The 17999-nt window shown below is 72.2% G+C and carries 13 protein-coding genes; 6 read left to right on the top strand and 7 right to left on the bottom strand.

Annotated elements, in window-relative coordinates:
* Nucleotides 1–87: 87 nt before the first annotated feature.
* The 7 genes from BM237_RS09985 to BM237_RS10015 all read right to left on the bottom strand — a co-directional run bounded on the left by BM237_RS09985 (nt 88) and on the right by BM237_RS10015 (nt 12711).
* Nucleotides 88–1350 (bottom strand): TIGR02679 family protein, encoded by a 1263-nt coding sequence (locus tag BM237_RS09985; protein ID WP_093849242.1) that lies wholly within the window; start codon nt 1348–1350, stop codon nt 88–90.
* Nucleotides 1347–5546 carry a TIGR02680 family protein gene (locus tag BM237_RS09990; protein WP_093849183.1) on the bottom strand — a complete coding sequence of 1400 codons (4200 nt, stop codon included), beginning with the start codon at nt 5544–5546 and terminating at the stop codon, nt 1347–1349. Before BM237_RS09990 ends, BM237_RS09985 begins: the two co-directional genes overlap by 4 nt.
* Nucleotides 5543–6787 carry a TIGR02678 family protein gene (locus tag BM237_RS09995; protein ID WP_093849184.1) on the bottom strand — a complete coding sequence of 415 codons (1245 nt, stop codon included), beginning with the start codon at nt 6785–6787 and terminating at the stop codon, nt 5543–5545. The genes BM237_RS09990 and BM237_RS09995 overlap by 4 nt, the downstream gene beginning before the upstream one ends.
* Nucleotides 6784–8391: a TIGR02677 family protein gene (locus BM237_RS10000; RefSeq protein WP_093849185.1), complete on the bottom strand. Its 1608-nt coding sequence runs from the start codon at nt 8389–8391 to the stop codon at nt 6784–6786. Before BM237_RS10000 ends, BM237_RS09995 begins: the two co-directional genes overlap by 4 nt.
* A gap of 88 nt (nt 8392–8479) precedes the next feature.
* Nucleotides 8480–9748: an McrC family protein gene (locus BM237_RS10005; protein WP_093849186.1), complete on the bottom strand. Its 1269-nt coding sequence runs from the start codon at nt 9746–9748 to the stop codon at nt 8480–8482.
* Complete coding sequence (locus tag BM237_RS10010) at nt 9745–11976, bottom strand: McrB family protein (RefSeq protein ID WP_093849187.1); 2232 nt, start codon at nt 11974–11976, stop codon at nt 9745–9747. Before BM237_RS10010 ends, BM237_RS10005 begins: the two co-directional genes overlap by 4 nt.
* A 219-nt stretch (nt 11977–12195) precedes the next feature.
* Nucleotides 12196–12711, bottom strand: a complete 516-nt coding sequence (locus BM237_RS10015) for an ATP-binding protein (protein ID WP_093849188.1) — start codon at nt 12709–12711, stop codon at nt 12196–12198.
* Nucleotides 12712–12904: 193 nt separating this feature from the next.
* On the opposite strand from BM237_RS10015, the gene BM237_RS10020 reads away from it, so the two are divergent.
* From BM237_RS10020 to BM237_RS29235, 6 genes are all read left to right on the top strand, one after another.
* Nucleotides 12905–13771, top strand: a complete 867-nt coding sequence (locus BM237_RS10020) for a helix-turn-helix domain-containing protein (protein WP_093849189.1) — start codon at nt 12905–12907, stop codon at nt 13769–13771.
* Nucleotides 13768–13989: a DUF397 domain-containing protein gene (locus tag BM237_RS10025; protein WP_093849190.1), complete on the top strand. Its 222-nt coding sequence runs from the start codon at nt 13768–13770 to the stop codon at nt 13987–13989. The genes BM237_RS10020 and BM237_RS10025 overlap by 4 nt, the downstream gene beginning before the upstream one ends.
* A gap of 523 nt (nt 13990–14512) precedes the next feature.
* Nucleotides 14513–14971: a hypothetical protein gene (locus BM237_RS10030; RefSeq protein WP_093849191.1), complete on the top strand. Its 459-nt coding sequence runs from the start codon at nt 14513–14515 to the stop codon at nt 14969–14971.
* Complete coding sequence (locus tag BM237_RS10035) at nt 14971–17148, top strand: DUF6571 family protein (protein ID WP_093849192.1); 2178 nt, start codon at nt 14971–14973, stop codon at nt 17146–17148. The genes BM237_RS10030 and BM237_RS10035 overlap by 1 nt, the downstream gene beginning before the upstream one ends.
* 20 nt (nt 17149–17168) lie before the next feature.
* Nucleotides 17169–17792, top strand: a complete 624-nt coding sequence (locus BM237_RS10040) for a hypothetical protein (protein ID WP_093849193.1) — start codon at nt 17169–17171, stop codon at nt 17790–17792.
* Between the two features lie 44 nt (nt 17793–17836).
* The gene (locus tag BM237_RS29235; protein WP_175540951.1) at nt 17837–17980 is read left to right on the top strand and encodes a hypothetical protein; all 144 of its coding nucleotides are present in this window, start codon (nt 17837–17839) and stop codon (nt 17978–17980) included.
* Nucleotides 17981–17999: the final 19 nt, after the last annotated feature.

A 17999-nucleotide genomic window follows, 5' to 3' on the forward strand; every position in this document is an offset into this window, starting at 1 on the left:
GCTCGACGTGGGTCGGCCCCGACGTGCCGGAAAACGCCCGGAGGTCGGGGAACCGGGCTCCCAGGGACCGCCCACCGGCCGCGGGCCTCACGGAGTCGGTGCGAGGTCCGCGAGGTCGGAGAGCAGGTTGTCGAGGACCGTCTCCTCCTCGACGCGCACGCCGAGCCCGGCGAGGGCGCCGGACAGGTCCGGGTCCCAGGGGGACTCGGCGGGAGTGCCCGTCAGGGCGGGGAGTCCGGGTGCGGTGGTGGCGGCGGCGCGGTAGTCGGCGGCGGTGTAGCGCCAGGGCCGCCATGGAACGGCGCGGGCCAGCGCGGCGGCGATGCGCAGCCCGCCCCAGTCGAAGTCGCCGTGGTACAGGAGTTGGGCGCCCCGGGCGTGCAGGCGGCGCAGCAGGGTGAGGGCGGCGGCCGAGGGCTGGCCCTGGAGGCAGACCATGAGCGGGCAGCCGGGGCCGTGGGCGTCGGCCGCCGCCGCGATCACGGCCGGGTTCTCGCAGACGTGGACGCGCCCGGCGGCCGCGTGCGGTACGAAGGAGGTGTCGCGGGCCAGTTGGCGCAGGGTGAGGACGGCGGGCTCGCCCGCATCGGCCGACCAGTCCAGCGCCGGAGTGCCGCGCAGATTGAGGGTGAGGACGGTGGAGGACAGCTCGTCCTTCAGCAGTCCCGCCGAGGCCCATGCCTCGCGCCGCCACCGGGCGCCGGAGCCGTCGGCGAAGCCGGTCAGCGCGCGTGTTCCGGACAGTACGAGGGTGGCGAGCGGTCTGCCGTCGTCCAGGGCGTGGGCGCTGCCGAGGGTCCTGGCGGCGAAGGCCGCCAGGGAGACCGGGGGGTCGGCGGGCAGCGCCCGCAGGGCCGCCGCCGCGTCTGCCAGGAGTTCGCGGGCCGCCTTCGGGGTCCGGGCCAGACGGCGGGCCAGGCCCTCCGCGCGCACCCGGGCGGCCCAGTCGGCCAGTTCGGGGCGGGCGGCGCCGAGTTCGCCGAGCGGTGCGTGGGCCTCCTCCCAGGCCGCCGCCTCGGCCCGGCGTGTCTCGTCGAGCCGGGCCACGGGGCCGGTCAGGGCGGTCACGGCGGCGGCCAGCCCGTCCGGGCTGGCGCCGGAGCGGCGCAGGATCTCGTCCACCGTCTCCAGGCGCACCGTCAGGGACCGGCCGCCGCGCGGGGCGCGGCCCAGCAGGCGCTCCACCGCCGCCCGCTGGTTCTGGTCGGGACCGGTCAGGGTGACCGCGCCGGTCAGGGGGCGGCCGCGGGCCATCCGGTGCCGGGCGCGGTCCAGGAGCCAGGCCAGTTCGGGTGCGCCGAGCAGGCGGGTGAGGCGGGCGGTGTCGACCCGCTCGGGGCGTGGGGTCATGTCCACAGGGAGTCCTGGGCCGTGGGCTTCCCGGTGCCGGCCGTACCCGCGGTGACGGGGGCACCGGCCGTACCTGCGGGGCCGGCGTCCGGGGAGGCGTGTTCCGGCCCGCCGTACGCCTGCGGGTCCGCGCCCCGCGACCTCCGCGTTCCGTCCCACTCCCAGCGGGTCACCAGGACCGCGGAGATCTCGTCGACGCGCGAGAGCTGGGCGATGGCGACGCCCGGCACCTGCGGATAGCAGGCCCACTCGCGCTCGCTGGTCATCACCACGTCCAGGTCGAAGGCGTGCAGCAGCCCCAGGCACTTGGCGCGCGAGTCGTCGTCCACGCCGGCGAACGCCTCGTCCAGGGTGACCAGGCGCGGGGCGTGCGGTACGGAGGCGCTGGCGTAGTGCGCGGACGCGGCGGCGAACAGCGGCACCGACGCCGCCAGCACCCGCTCCCCGCCCGAGGCGGGCCCGGTGGCCGGGACCCATCTGCCGTGCTGGTGGCGTTCGATGCCGAACTCGTGCCAGGTGCGGTAGTCGAGGGCCGCGGTGAGGTCCTCCAGCCAGCTGCCGGAGCTGTCGTCGGCGTGCCGGCGCGCGATCTGCTCCTGGAGGAACCCGCCGACCGCGGCCCGGTCCTCCGGCGACCAGGCGTCGGCGGACTGGCGCAGCCTTTCGCGGGCCTGGGCGAGCCCGGGCGGCGCCTTCCGCGAGGGCCGCCACACCAGGCGCAGCACCATGCCGGTGGAGGTCGGCCGCTCCTCCAGTTCGGCGTTCATGGCCCGCACCTGCCGCTCGGCGGTGCCGATCAGCTCCTGGAGGGTGCCGGCGACCTCGGTGATGAGGTGGGTCTCCAGGATCTCCCGTTCGCGCGCGGACAGGATGCGGGTCAGCTCCTCCACCTCGGCGGCGAGCGCCTCGGCGAGTTCCGGCACGGCGCGTTCGCGCCCCTGGTAGACGATGTCGACGACCATGCCGTCCTCGCCGCTGTGGGCCGAGGCGGTGTGCCCGTGCCTCGACAGCGCGTCCTGGAGTCTGGTCAGCTCCTCGCTCAGCCGCTTCTGCACCCGCTCCCAGGCGCCGTCGGAGTCGTCGGTACCGGCGAGTTCGGACTCGACTGCGCGGGCCAGTACGACGGCCGGGGTCGCCGCCCACGGTCCGCCGTCGGCCTCCGGCTGTTCGATGCCGGGCAGGGCCACCGCCAGCAGTCCGGTCGCCGCGAACCGCTGGAGCGCGGCGACGACCCGGTCCCGGGCCGCCGCGGCCTCGGTGACGTCCTCCTCCAGCTGTTCGATGCGTCCTTCGGCGCGGTGGGCGCGGCCGTCCGCCTGCCGGTGCTCCTGGTCGGCCCGCTTCTGCTCCTGCCCGCACAGCCGCGCCGCCTCGACGGTCTCGGCCAGCCGGCGCTGCAGGTCGGCGACGGCGGCGCCGACGGTGGAGCGCAGGGTGGTGTGGTGCTCGTCGGCCGCGGCGGCCTGCCGCGCCGCCTCCTCCGTGCGCAGGGCCAGCTCGGCGGCCCGTTCCCCGGCCCGCTCCGCCTCGGCCCGTTCCTCGGAGACGGCGCTCTCGGCGTCGGTGTGCTCCCGCAGTGCGGGCCACAGGGCGGCGAGGTGGGCGGTGAGGTCGGCGAGGGCCTGGCGGACGGCCGCGAGCCCGGTGCGGTCGGCGGGCAGTTGGACGGCGGCGGCCGTCTCGGTGAGTTCGGCCGCGGCCTGCTCCGCCCGACGGGCCGCCGCGGCCAGTTCGGCGGAGCGCTCCTCGTGGCGGGTGCGGGCCCGGCGGACCGTGTCGCCGGCCGCGGCGGCCAGCGCGTGGGCCCGGCGCAGATCGTCGTCGCCGGGGAAGGCGGACAGTTCGGCGTCCAGTACGCGGCGGCGCTCCGCCACCGCGCGGGACGCCTCCTCCAGTGCGGCCGACTCCTCACGCACAGTGGACAGTTCGCCCCGCAGGGCGGTGATACGGGCGCGGCGGGCCTCCTCACGGGCGCCCTCGCCCACGTACTCGGCGGCCGGTTTGCTCCAGCTCCCGGTCAGCGCGCCGGTCCGGAAGCGGCCGTCCGGCGACACCCAGGTGTCACTCGCACCGCTGCCTCCCGGGTCCGTGCCGGGGTTCCCGCCCAGTCCGATCGCGGCCAGCAACCGCGCCACGGTCTCCTCCCCCACTCCGGCGGCCCGGGCGTCGCCGTGGTCCGGGGCCGGGCGCAGTACGTCGGCGAGGGTGGGCCCGGCGGCCGGGGCCCCGGAAACCGGCGCGGGCGCCAGCAGGACGTCGTGGCCGTCGGCGAGGACCGCGGCACCGTCCGGGCGCACCCAGGCGTCCAGCAGGCCGGATGCTTCCAGGGCCGCCTCCAGGCCCGCGCGCTCGGCCTCCGCGACCTGCGGGCGGAAGTCGACGAGCCGCCACAGCGGCGCGCCGGCCGCCCGGTCCCTGGCGCCGGGGGTGCGGGTGTACGGGGCCCGGGGGCCGCTCTGGCGTCCCGCCTCCAGGGCGGCCAGCTCCGCTTCCGCCTCCGCGGCGCGGCTGCGCGCCGTACGAAGCCGCTGGGCCAGTTCCGCCGCCCGGTCGGCCAGGTGTGCCGCCCGGGCGCGGTGCGCGGCGGCGGCCGCCTGCCGCGCGGGCTCGGGGCCGTCCAGCCGGGCCGCCCACTCCTGTGTCCCGTCCAGCAGGCCGGGCAGACCGGGAAGTTCCAGCTCGGTGCACCCGGCGGCGTACTCGCGCACGCGGCCGACCAGTGCCCGCCCCTCCTCGGCCACCCTCTCCTCGGCGCGGGCCAGCTCCCCGGTGCCGTGGACGAGGTCCCTGTCCGCCTCGTCGGCGCGCGACAGGGCCGTCCGGCGCCCTTCCTCCGCGCGCTCGGCGCGTGCCGCCAGCTCCTCCACGTGCTCGACGGCGCGCCGCCCGCGGGCCAGTGCCTCCTCGGCCGCGCGGCGCAGTTCGGACCCGGGCGCGCCCGCGGTGCGCACCTCGCCGTCCAGCCCGGCGGCCACGGCCGCCTCGCCGACGCGGGTGCGGATCTCCTGAAGCGACCGCTCGGCCGCGGCCAGCCGGTTCCCGGCCGTCGCCAGCCGCCCCAGGGCCCGGGTGTGCGTCTCGGCGGCCTGCCGCCGGTCCGCCTCCGCCCGTTCCGCTTCGTCGGCCGTGCGGCGGGCGTCGGCGGCGGCCTGCTCCAGGGCTCGCGCGTCCCTCATCTCCGGGCCCGTGCGCAGGGCCTCCTGCTGTGCGGCGAGCCGGGCCGCGCGTTCCTCCAGCTGTGCGATCCGTCCGGCCGCGGCCTCGCGGTCCGCCTCCGCCCGCTCCCGCTCGGCCTGCGCCTGGGCCAGGTCGCGCTGAAGCCTCTCGTAGCGGGCGTGCTCGGTGCGGGGCAGGCGGGCCCGGCGGCGGGCGGCGACCTTCGCGTAGCGCCGGTAGTGGCCGAGGAACGCCGAGGAGGCCCGCTCGGCCTCGGTCGCCGCCCGCAGCTCCTCCTTCTCCTCCTCCAGCGACCGGAACGCCTCGGCCACATCGGCGACGACGGCCTGGTCCATGGGCGGCAGCGCCTCCGTCAGGGCGCGGGAGAGGGCCGTCTCGCTGGGCCGTTTGGACAGCTGCGGCTGGCGCAGCTGGATCAGCATGTCGACCAGGGCCGCGTACCTGCGCTCGCCGAGGCCGAACAGCGCCTCGTCGACCGCTCTGCGGTACGCCTTCGCCGTGTCGTACACCATGCCCCGCCCGGCGAGGGCCTCCGCGAGCCGGTCGCGGGACAGCGCGGTGCCGGTGGCGTCCAGCAGGGTCAGCTCCGCGCCGACACGCTGGTCGGTGATGGCGAACCAGTGGCGGGCGATACCCCGGCCCGTGACCGCCTTCAGCCCGCACAGCAGGGTGCGGTACCGGGCCTGGCCCGTCTCGTCCAGGCGGCCGAACTCGACCCAGGTGTAGCCGAGCCGCTCGGGGTGCGGGTGCTGCCCGCCGAGCAGCAGGTTCCACTCCATGCGCTTGCCCGGGTCGCCGTCGGGTTCCACACGGCGCGCCGACAGGTCGCCGTCCAGCAGGAACGGCAGGGTCAGGGCCAGCACCTTCGACTTGCCGGTGCCGTTGTTGCCGCGCAGCAGCAGCCGGCCGTCGCGGAACCAGAACTCCTCCACGTCGTAGTGGAAGAGGTCGACGAGCCCGATGCGCAGGGGCTTCCAGCGTCCGGGGGCGGGAGTGGGCAGGGAATTCGGGGGGTTCACCGCGTGGGCCGCCTTTCACTTGCCTTCGTCCCCGCCGCCCTGCGGGGGCCGGGTTCCTTCACCACGGGCTCGCCGACCGCGTACCGCGCCAGTGCCGGGCGCGGTACGGCCTCCCGGCCCGTGACCGTCACCAGGCCGAGCGCCGTGAGCCTGGCCAGCGCCCGCTCCACCAGTTCGGCCTCCGCGCCCGGCTCCCGGGCCGACCTGGACCAGAAGCCGCCGTGCTCCGCGGCCAGTTCGCGCACCCGCCGCTCCAGTTCGTCCCGGCCCACCGGCCCGCCGGCGGCGGCCAGGTGCCCGGCGAGCAGCAGGGTGATGTGCCCGTGGGTGCCCTGCTCGGGCATACGGGCGTCGGTGAGGTCGTCGTCGGGGTCGACCATGGCGATGCCCTCGGCCCGCACCTCGGGCACCAGGCCGGTCAGTTCGGCGATCCGGGCGGTGAGGAAGCCGCGCTGGCGGGTGAGGTAGGCCAGCTCCTCCTCGGTGAGGGTGTCGTAGTAGAGCACCGGGTCGTCCAGCAGGCGGCGGGTGAGCTTCCAGCGGATGGCGCGGAACCTGAGTTCGTCGCTGTCCAGCGCGGACTGGGCGGTCAGCTTAGCCAGGCGGTCCTCGAAACCGGCGGCGGTGACCATCGAGGGGCCGATCCGGGTGGCGAGCAGCCCGGCCAGCACCCGCCGTTTCACGTCGTAGAGCACGTCCCCCGCCCCGGCCACGTAGGCGTCCTCGTCGCCCGCCACCCGCCGCAGCACGCCCAGGCGCAGCAGCACCCGCACCACGGCCGCCAGGTCGCTGCGCTCGTCGCGCTTCTCCAGGGTGAAGGCGATCCCGGCGGCGGCCAGGTGGGGGTCGGCGGCGTCCAGCACCACCTGTTCGGCCAGCCGGCCGAGCGCGACCTGCGCCTCGCCCCGCTCCAGCGCGGCCAGTGCCAGGCACAGCAGGACGTAGCGGCGGCGGGTGAAGGGCTGCGCGGCCCGGCCGGCCTCGCGCGCGGGGTGGGTGGGATCGTCCAGGGTGCCGGGAGTCTTGCGCAGCCGGGCGGCGTCGGCGTCCACCCGCAGCGGCCAGCCGGTGTTGCGGTCGAACCACTCGCGCAGCTCCGCCGCGTACTGCCGCACCAGGCGGAACTCGTCGCCGCGGGGGCCGTCGGCGGTCAGCAGCGGCTCCTTCAGCAGGGCGCGGGCGGCCTTGCGGAGGTTCGCGGCGCGCTGTCCGTCGAGCACCTCGGCCAGCGGGGTGGTCACCGGTGGGCCTCCTTCCCGGCGGGGACGGTGCGGTCGGTGTCGGTGAGATCGGTGATCTCGACGAGGTGGTCGGGGCCGCAAAACGTCCCGTCCGGGGTGGGGATCTCGGCCGTCGTACCGTCCGCCAGGGCGGTGAGCCGGATCTCCAGGGAGCCGTCGCCGCTGGTGGCCGTGGTGGAGGAGATGCCGGGCCGCCAGGTGGCCAGGGCGTCGCCGAGCAGCCGCAGGAACAGGCCGAACGCGGCCGGGTCCAGTTCGCCGATCCGGGAGAGGCGGATCTCGCCGCCGGTGGCCAGCCGGGCGCGGGCGGCCGCGGTCTGCTCGGCCTGGCGGGCGGCGATCTCGGCCAGCCGCGCCCGGTCGGCGGCGCGGCTGACCACCTTGCGGGGCTTGCCGCGCCGCTCGTAGCTGCCGGTGCGCCGCAGCTGCGGGCTGATGCGCAGCGGCTCTGCCTCCGCCCAGGCGGTGGTGGGCGGTACCTGGTCGGCCGCGCGGGCCGCGAGGGTGTCGGCGTCCACGGTGAGGTGGCGGGAGGAGTGGAGGCCGAAGGCCGCCCGCCACAGCCGGTGCCGCGCGGCGTCGTCGGGCGCCTCGGCGAACCAGCGGGCGAGGGTGCGGAAGTCCGCCGACCGGTCCGATCGCCCGGCGCGCCGCTCGTTGAGCCGCCGTACCACGGCCAGGAGCTGCGGGATCGCCCCCAGTGCCCGGCCGCGCAGCAGCCGGGCCTGCGACTCGCGCCCATGCCCGGAGACGAACCAGTCGGCCAGGCCCGACCAGCGGTCCCGCCATCTGCGGTACGCGGCCCGCTCGGCGTGCTCGGCCTCGTCCGGTGCCGCGTCGGCGGCCTCGCGGGCCGCGGCCAGCCGCAGCAGCGGGCGTATGCGGTCGTGCTCCTCCAGCTCCCCGATCAGGGCGGCGATCAGGCCGCCGAGGGTGATCAGGTCCTGGATGAACCGCTTCAGGTAGTCGATCAGCCGGTCCTTGTAGGCGAGGAACGCCTCGACCTCCACCTCGTGCAGGTCGATGGTGCGCTGCAGCGACCCCATGAACGCCCGCGCGTTCTCGGCGAGATCGGTGAACCGCGCGGTCAGGGTGGACAGGGTCAGGTACGCCTTGGCCCGGTCCGGTTCCTCCTCGGCCGCGATCACCAGCAGCGCCCGGAGCTGGGTGACGATGTCATGCAGCGCCACCGCCTGGAGCTCGCCGCGCCGCCCCAGCTCCTCGTCGTACGTTCCCAGCGCGGCCTCGGCCGCCTCGCCGGCCCGGGTGAGCTGGTAGATGAACCGCTTGCGGTAGAAGTCCTCGACCGCCGTCACCCGCGCGGTGTCGGGGTCGGCCCGCAGATTGCCCCACTCCACGAGGCTGTCCAGCGCCTTGACCACCGTGTCCAGGTCGGCCGGCTGCTCCCCGGGCCCCGGCTCCAGCGCCGCCTGGACGTCCTCGGGCCGCAGATGCACCGCGAACCGCTCCTTGGCGGCGGTGAACGTCCGCATCACCTGCCGGTACAGGGCGGCGTTGGGGACGGTCAGATGGGCGAAGGGCGCGTAGTCGGCCGGATCGGCCCGGCCGGAACCGTGGTGCCGGCCGTGGTGCTGGGAGGACATCACCGCCGATTCTCCCCGATCACCCCGTACGCCCGCAGGCGGTAACGGAATCCCGCGGCGGAAGGAGGAGAGACCGCCGGGCACCGGCTCATGCTCCCGGCCGGGCCGCGGGCGTGCGCGCCCGGAGGATCGTCCGGCCGAGGTCGTCCAGACGGGCGGTGAGCGCCTGGCGGGGCAGCGACAGGTCCAGTACGTGCCGGTGGAGGGTGATCGTGCCGCCGGGGGCCGGAACGCGCACGGCCGTTCCGTCCACGTCTCCCGCCACACAGATCAGATGACCCTCGTGGAGGCCGAAGCGGGTGCAGTACGCCAGCATCTGGTAGAGGTTCTCCCGCCTCAAGCCCTCCTGGTACTTGGCATCGACGACGACGGCGGGGCGCAGCGCGCCGCCGTCGTCCGGCAGCAGGTGGACCAGGTCCGGCAGGAGTACGTGCTCGCGACGGTCGTCCAGGTGGTGCGTGCGCGGATGGGGCTGGGGGCGCCCTCCGGCGCGGCGCTGCAGGACGGCTCCGAGGGCGGCGGCCAGGAAGTCCTCGTAGACCTTCTCCATGTTCAGCAGCAGACCGTCCACCCTGACCCGCCGGCCGTCGGCATACTCGAAGGAAGCGCCGCGCAGCACGAGTTCGGCCAGCCGCAGAGCCGGGCCGTAGCGGGCGTTCAGCCTGGTCGGGGTCCATACCGGCAGCCGGGCGCCGGGCGCGGGGGCGGTGACCCCGTCGAGCAGGACGTCGAGCCCGCAGAGCCGGGAGCGCACGGACGGTTCCAGACCGGGCAGCCGGGCCAGCCGCCGGGCCGCACCGAGCAGGAGCCGGTTCTCCAGGATGTCGGGGGTGTGCTCGTCGTACGCCACCTCCAGCGGGAGCGCGAGGCCGGGGCGGCGGCGCAGCTGGGCGGCCACGCGGAGTCTGCCGCGCAGGGTCGTGGAGGTGTCCTCCCGGCCCTGGTAGCCCGACAGCGGGCCGGGGCGCAGGGCGCGCTCGGCGGTGCGGACGAAGGTGCGGGCGACGGCGGGGAAGAGCTCCTCGCGGGCCGCCGTGTCGACGAGTCCGTGGTCCCAGCGCGCCCGGTCCGGGGCGTGGGCGAGCAGGTGGAGCAGGCGGTCGACGGGCACCTTGGGGGTGATCCGCAGCTGGACGGCGTCCTCACCGGACCCGAACCGCACCGTTCCGACCGTCCGCTTGGCCTTCAGCCGCCACCGCCACCCCTCGGATCCCCGTTCGGCGGGCTGGATGTCGACGATCTTCTCGGCCCTGGTGCGCAGTGTGTCGAGCTGTGCGGTGGTCAGTGCCCAGGTGCTCCAGTCGTCGCCCTCGGCCAGCTCGACGGGGAACGGACCGCCGCGCCGGGGCGCTGTCACTCCCCGGTCCCCCGGGCCGCCGGGACGGCCGCACCGGTTGTCACCCCGGTCTCCCTCCGCAGCGCTTCCAGGCCGTACCGCTCCTCGACGTCCACCGCCTCGTCACCCCAGTGGAGCTCCTTCAGCAGCGGGAGGATCTGGTGCTTCCAGACCCGGTCCAGTCCCTTGGGAGTGGTGTGGACGGCCGGCCGCATCAGATAGGAGGGGCCGATCCGGAAGTCGCGGTCCTCCAGCTCCGCCTGCTCGATGCGCCCGTTGAGGGCGTCGAGCAGCAGCGCCGCGTCCTGGGGGAGACTCTTCTTCTTCAGCCAGTCGGCGAGGACGGTGTCCACCGGCGGCTTGGCCGGGTGCAGTTCCATGAAGGAGAAGCGGCGCCGCATGGCCGCGTCCAGCAGGGCGATGGAGCGGTCGGTGGTGTTCATCGTGCCGAGAATGACCAGGTTGCGCGGCAGCCAGAAGCGGCGCCCCTCGTCGGATCCGTACAGCAGCTGGACGAACTCGTCACGGTACTCCAGCAGGAAGTACAGCTCGCCGAAGACCTTGGCCAGGTGCCCCCGGTTGATCTCGTCGATGACCAGGACGAAGTTCTCGCCCGGGTTGTCGCGGGCCTTCTCGGCGATGGTCTTCAGCGGGCCCGGCACCAGGTCGAAGACGATGCCGGACCCCGCGTCCGACAGGTCCCCGGCCGCGGGCTTCCCTTTCGCCTCCGTGCCCTCCCGCGGCGTCAGGGGCACGGCGCGCGGCCGGAAGCCCTCGAAGAAGTCCTCGTAGGAGTAGGCGGGGTGGAACTGCACCAGCGCGACGTTGGCCTCGCGGCCTCCGGTGAGGTGGCGGGCCAGGGCGAGCGCGGTGAAGGTCTTTCCCGTGCCGGGCGGGCCGTACAGGATCAACTGGGGGCGGTCGCGCAGCAGTTCCACGCAGTCCTGGAGCCACTCGGTGTCCCGCATGGTCAGCTTCCCGGCCAGCTCGTCCGTCGCGTCCGGCAGCTCGGCGGCGTCCGCGCCGCCCGTCGGGCTCTGCTCGGGGTCCTCGTCGAGCAGCACCTCCAGGTCGCCGGTGAACTCGGAGATCTCCACCAGTCCGGCGCCCGGGTTGCCCAGCGGCCCGGCCAGGGCCTTGGGCAGGTCCGCCAGGCTCAGCGGGCTGTCGAGGTTGCTCCAATCCACGGACCGCTGGAGGACGGTGCCGCCGCCGGTGACCGTCTGTACGGTCTCGCCAGTGATCGTACCCAGGTAGACCTGGTCGCCATCGGTGGTAGCCACGATGTCGCCCTTCCGCATGCGCGAGAGGAAGGTGTGGAAGGCCGTGGCCGTCTCGTTGCGCCGGGACTGGCTCAGGTCGGAGTAGTGGGTGTCGACAAGGTTCCTGATCAGCCCCGTCGCGGCGCCCTCCCCGAGGCCCGGAAGGCGTTCCGCGGGGAGGGTGCAGACCTTCCTCTCCCGCCACAGCCCGCGGATCAGCGCCGCTCCCCTGGCGTCGGCTCCGCGAATGAGCCAGGCCCGGCGGGGGCTGTCCGCGTCCGGTGACGCCTCGGGTCCGGCTTCGGACACCTGCCGCTGAAGCTCCTCCGCCGGAATCTCCTTGTCCAGCCGCGCCCGTACGGCGTGCCCGCCGGAGGCCGCCGCGTCGTAGGCGGCGTCGCGTTCCAGGGAGGTGCGCCAGCCGTCGTACTCGCTGTCCGCCAGACCGAGTTCCTCCGGGACCTCCCCGTCGTCGCCCAGGACCAGATGCCAGCCGCGCGGCCGGGAGCCCTGGAGCCAGACCAGCAGAAAGCCCCTGTCCAGTCCGACGGCGCGGGCGAGCTGCCCGGCCCGGACCCACTGCCCCAGGTCGGCCAGCGCCCCCAGCACCGCCTCGACCCGGTCGAAGGCGGGCCGTTCCCGGTCCCAGTAGGCGTAGCGCTCATAAGCCCGCCGCAGGAAGGCGACCGGGTCGTCGGCGAACTCGGCCAGCGCCAGCCGCCCCGGGCCGGTGAGGCGCCATACGCGTCCCGTCTTGCGCAGCCAGCCGGCCTTGACCAGGTTGATGCTCTCGTACCGCAGTTTCGTCTTGGGTCCGGTGGCCTGCGGGGGGAGCGCGGCCTCCCACTCCGGCACCAGCGACGGATCCGTCTTCTGGACCCGCTGCCACACCTCTCCGAACGCCAGCCCGTGGTCGTCCGGCAGCCCTGCGAGTACGTCCATCGCGGCCCGTACGACACGCGCGCTCATCTCGAAAACGGCGGTCATGGCGCCCCCTGCCCCTGCTGCCCTCCGCCCCGCCGCCACGTGGGGCGGGGCTGGGCGGTCGGTCGGTGATCAGTCCGTGCGCCCAACATAGCGGGCACTGCCGACAGTCCGGCCCCGTACCGGCACGCCCGGTGACGATGCCGCTCCGGCGGAGCGGGGTACTTCCGGGCGGGTGCCGCAGGGACGGGGACGGGAGCGCGGTGGAGCGGCGGGCGGCGCCTACGACGGCTCGCGCCGGGCGGGTACTCGGCAGCGCACCTGCTTGCCGATGGACCAGCGCCGCACCTGCCAGCCCGGGGCGAGCAGGTCGAGCAGGCCGAGCCCGCGCCCGGACTCGGCCACCGCGCTGTCCAGCGGCACCGTCCCGCGGCGCGGCAGGGCGCTGAGGTCGGGATCGGGGTCGTGGACGTTGACGGCGACGCCGTAGGAGGCCGCGTACACCTCCACCACCACCGGTACGTGGTCGCCGCACGCGCGCACCGAGTTGCCGACCAGTTCGGAGACGACGAGCTGCGCGTTGTCGACGTCCTCGGCCACGATGCCGTGCCCGCGCAGCACCATCGGGACCAGCCGCCGCACCGACCGCAGGGCGGCGCCCGACGTGCACACGTGCGCCACGAAGCCGTTGGCGCGAGGCCGCAGGTAGTAGCCGGGCACGTTGGGGCTCGGCGGCACTCCGGGAATCCCGGAGACCCCGGAGGGACGGTGGGCGAGTTCGGCGGAGATGGGGTGCATATGTCGTCTCCTCGTGGTCGGGCGGTGGCGGGCGTGCGCCGCACGGCGCGTTGCCGGGCGGCGTGACTGCCGCCCACCAGCAGCATCGACCGGTCAGTAATATTTCTCCACGAGGTGGAAAGTTTTCTACCCGAACGAGTGACTTTCCTGTCGAGAAGTTCGGTCCCAGCCCCCTGCCTGCCAGACTCCGGCCATGCCCAACTCCCCTCTGACTCCGACGATCCGCCGCCGACGACTGGGCGCGGCACTCCGGCGCCTCCGCACCGACGCGGGCATGACCCTCGAAGCGGCTGCCACGGCCATGGGCTGGAAGAGCCCGAAACTCTCGAAGATCGAGAACGCCACCCAGGCCATCCACCCGTCGGACGTGAGCGCTCTGCTGACGGTGTACGGAGTCGATGACCCAACGGTCGTCGGCGCGCTGGAGGGCCTGGCGCGGGACGCCGGGAAGAGAGGCTGGTGGCAGACCTACAGCGGAGTCGTCTCGCCTTCCTACGCCGACTACATCTCTCTCGAAGCCGACGCCGAAGCGATTCACTCCTGGTCGCCGCTGGTCGTTCCCGGCCTGCTCCAGACAGCCGCCTACGCACGGGAAGTGATCGCGGGTGTGACGACCACCCGCACACCCGAGGAGGTGGCCGCACTGGCCGAGGTGAGGATGGCGCGTCAGTCCGTCCTCACCCGCCCCGGCTCGCCCCTGGAGCTATGGGCGGTCATCCATGAAGCGGCACTTCACCAGCGCTTCACCGTACGCCCGACGATCATGCGCGAGCAACTGCGGCGCCTGCTGGACACGGCTGACATCCCCAACATCACCGTGCAGTTGATGCCGCTGGACTCCACAGCTCATCCCGGCGTTCTGGGCAGCTTCACGCTCAGCTCCTTCCCCTCCCCCATGCCGCCCGTCGTCCTGCTGGAGAACCTCAGCGGTGCGGCATACGTTGAGGGCGACGAAGCGACCCCCTTCGCCAAGGCTTTCGACCGCATCCGCGCGACGGCCCTGTCCGTGGAGGACTCGCTCGCGAGGATCGCCGAGATGGAAGAGGGACACCGGAGATGACCGACCCCAAGGCAGAGCTCTACGCATACGACCTGACGGGCGCCATATGGCGGAAGTCTTCGGCCAGCGGAGCCGAACACGACTGCGTGGAGGTCACCGACCTACCCGGCGGCGGCAAGGCCGTACGCGACTCCAAGCGGCCCGACGCCGCTCCCCTGCGCTACACAGCCTCCGAGTGGGAGGCGTTCCGGCAGAGGGTTATCGCCGGGGAGCTTTGACCGGCGGCATCTTTCTGTCAGAGCGGGCGTCGGTTCCAGAAGCAGGGCTGTTCGTCCACTCCCGTGTCAACGGGTTGTCCGCCGGTTCGCTGCCGGAGTCCGCCCACGCACTGAACACGGACATGCCCGAGCCCTTCGAGCTTCTCAGGGCACCGGCCTGCGCCCCGCCCGGCGCTGCCGCTTTTCGTGTCTCCCGCCGTTTGGTCGGCCTTCACCACCCAGAAGCGGTCTTACGTCCGTGAACCTGCGAACGGCTGGTGGGGCGGCGCGTACACGCCGCTCCGACGGTACGCCTCCGTGAAGGTTCGAGCTCCGCTCGCCAGCAGTCGGGGCTGTCCGCGTCGACGCGCTCTACGTAGGCGTCCAGGAGGTAGTGGCCCTTCTCCCCTGGTACACGTGCCGACCAGGAGTGCCCTGCCGATGCAGCGACTCACCGACGACCCCGTTGGCACCCGCTGTCACCGCGTGCGTACCTTATGTTTCCGGCTCGACCGCAGGAAGCCGTAGGGGGAGGACAACACGGATGTCGTTCGACGACGAGTGGAACCGGCTGGTGACGGCCGCGGAGGAGCGCAAGGCCACACAGACGCGGCTGAACCAGCTCGACGGCGGGGGCGGCCGGGGCAAGAGCGCCGACTCCTCGCACGGTGAACTGACCGTGAAGCAGAAAGACCTGGCGGCCATCGGAGACGCGGCGTTCAGACTGCGCGAGCGGCTGATCAAGGACGGTGACCGCGCCCGGGCCAGCGGCTACGCGGCGGCCGCCGCCCTGAGCCGGGACTTCGAGATCGGCAGTGCTCTGGACTACGTCACGACCCGGTGGCGAGACCAGCTTCGGACCCTCACCGACGCCTGCGGCCACATCTCCAACCACCTGGAATACAGCGACAAGGCCCATGCCGACAACGAGCAGCACATCAGCGGCCTCTTCAACAGCCTCACCCACCTGAACGAAGGCTTTGACGAGAGGACCCAGCGCTGATGGACTTCGACGCCCTGCTCTACGCCGACTTCTCCAAGCTGAACACGGCCGTCGATGACTGGTCGGACATGGTCGGCCGCCTCAAGGACCTGGAGGAGGAGGCCAAGTCCGATCTCAAGGCGAAGGCGCTGAAGGCCGACTGGACCGGCAGCAACGCCGATGTGACCCGCGAGTTCATCGAGAAGACCGCCGGTGAGTTCACCGACGCCCACACCCAGGCCACCTCCATCCGCAACATCCTCAAGGACACCCGTGACGAGCTGGTGGAGTACCGCAGGCAGCTCAAGGAGGCCATCGAGCGCGGCACGGCGAAGAACCTGACGGTGCGGGGCACCGGTGACGGCGGCTTCACCGTCACCGTGAACGTCCACCCCGACCGTGCGGCCGAGGACACCGGAGTCCCCGAGCGCAGCCCTCAGGACGCTACCGATCTGCGCGACGAGATCCGGGGCATCCTCAAGAAAGCCCGCAACAGCGACACCACCGCGGCCAAGGTCCTGCGGGCCCTCGTGGATCAGTCGGACTACGGATTCTCCGACGGATACTACAAAGACCGCGACTCCGCCGCCGAGGCCATCAGAACAGCCGAGAAGATGGCGAAGATCGTCCGGAAGGGCGATCCCTCACTGGAGGAACTGGCGAGCCTCGACCACAGCCTTGAGAAGTACGCCGACGACCCCCTCTTCGCCGACAGGTTCGCATCCCGGTCCGGTGGCAAGGAGACACTCCAGTTCTGGAGCAACGTCACGTCCACCCATGCCGGCGCCCGGGGCGACGACCTCGAGATGCTCAAAAGCCTTCAGGAGAACATGAGCGTCACGCTGGCCACCGCCACGCAATCCGACAGCATCGGGATGCAGCGCTGGGAGAAAGAGGTGATGAGGGAGGGCAACACGGCGTTCCGCGGTGATCCGATGAAGGGTCTGACCGGTCCTCTGGGGCTCCAGGTCATGAGCAGCCTCATGGGCCACGGAAGCTTCGACAGCAAGTTCCTCGACGAGTACGGGAAACTGGTCTGGGAGAAGGACCGGAGTACCGCACTGGGGCCGGGACACACCAAAGAGGTCTGGGAGAACCACGGCTACTTCGACCTTGTCTTCGGGAAGGGTGACGGACAGGACCCGGTCAACGGGTTCATGAACGCCTTGTCCCACAACCCTGACGCCGCGGAATCCTTCTTCAAGGACAAAACCCATACCGAGCATATGCTCGAAAGCACGAAGAACACCGACCGCGGGACGCCTGTGTCACGGGCGCTGGAAGCGGCCGTGACAGGAGTTCCGCACGGCGGTGAGGTCCCTGCCGAGCCCATCCCTCACAGCAGGGATCAGGTGGAGATCGTCAAGAACGTGATGCACGTGATCGCGGAGCCGGGCGGAGAGAAACTGGTCGACGAAGCCACGGGGGAGAGCCTGGGGCACATCGCTGCCGCATATATGCCGGAGATCAACCGCGCGATTGCGGGAAGAGGCGCAGAGACGATCTTCATCACGAACAGCGAGGCCCCCAATGAGCTAAGTCAGTCCGACGCGTACAGGTTCCTCTACAACTTGGCGAAAGATGACGACGCGTACGCCTCCGTGATCTACGGGCAGAATATCTACACCAGCAGTTCGATCGAGGCACATATCGCCAATCCGGACTTCTACGACGGCACCACCAAGGATGCAATAGGCACTATCGCCAAGAACTCCGGGATCATTGAAGGGGTGATGGCCAACTCTCGCCAGGACATAGAGATAGGAAACTCCGTCGAGCGCGACGAGAAGACGAACAAGGCGTTCGAGCAGCAGGGGGAATTTTTCAAGACCGTGGTTTCCACCGCCACAGCCGTTGGCGCGGCAGCACTCGTTCCGCAAACCCTCGCAGGCCAGGTCGCGGCCGCAGCGGCAAGTTCGTTCTTCGCCGGAACTGCCGCCATCAGGATCGACCACATCTACGAGGGTCGCCAGATGGACGGAACCGACGAGGCGATCTACCGGAGCAGCCAAGGTTTTTTCAATGCGGAGGAATCCGGCACGAAATCCATACAGGATGCCGCCGACCATGCCCTGGAAAAACATGATTCAGATCTCCCTCCGGATGACATGAAGAACTTCATCCGGAAAGAATTCAAGGATGGCTGGGTCAACAGTGACAGCCTCCTGGAAAGCTCAACCAAGCGCCCCAGCCCGTGAGACTTACAGAGGAACCAAAAATGAAGAAGGAAAGCAAGGATGCACTTCTGGTCACTGCTTTGATCGCGGGGATTTCCGTTGTCGGCTTCCTAGGGTATCGGGAAATATTTCTGGACGGCGTAGAGGATCTGCCGGACAGTGTATGCGACTCTGTAGTCGACACTTCAATCGCCGAAAGGGTGCTGCCGAGCACGAGGAAAGTGACCGTGCACACCACTCAAGGCAGGCCGGGGGATGACATCATATTCAGTTGCTCTCTGATAACGGAAGAGGAGAGCATCCTTTCCGCCAGGGCGGAGATGATAAAAAACAGCCGGGAATCCTGGCGCAACTACCATGCGGAAAACAAAGACGGGAAGGCTGTTGACCTGACTGGTGGGATAGAGGCCACTTCCTGGCCCAGAGACGCGAGCATCTACATCCCCTGCACGCCTCCGGACCCCGAGGAGGGTGTGGGTTCGCAGCCGTATGCGCTGATCGTGACGGCGGGCATGTTCAGCGAGAGCCGGGCCTCGGGAGACGAACTCCGGCAGGCGATCGTGGACATCGGCTTCCAGGTTGCCGAACGCGCCTACGAGGTGGCCGAGTGCAAGGAGAAGACCGACTTCCCTCCCCGTCCTCCACGGGCGGTCTCATCGCGGTGAGAACGCAAGGCCCGGCTCGCGCGCGGAGTGCCGTCCTCCTACTGGTGCCGGCGCACGCGGTGGCGGGCTACCTCCTCTTCCTGGCGTACATGTCCGGGACCGCCAATCCGTGGGAGCCGGACGCCGCCGCCCACTCCGGTTTCACAGCGGGGCCGGCGCTGCTGGCCACCGGTGTCTGCGCCTGCTGACCTGGAGGTTCGTGAGAGC

Origin of the sequence: Streptomyces mangrovi (genome assembly GCF_900114215.1) — a bacterium.
In the GTDB taxonomy this organism is placed as follows: Bacteria; Actinomycetota; Actinomycetes; order Streptomycetales; family Streptomycetaceae; genus Streptomyces; species Streptomyces barkulensis.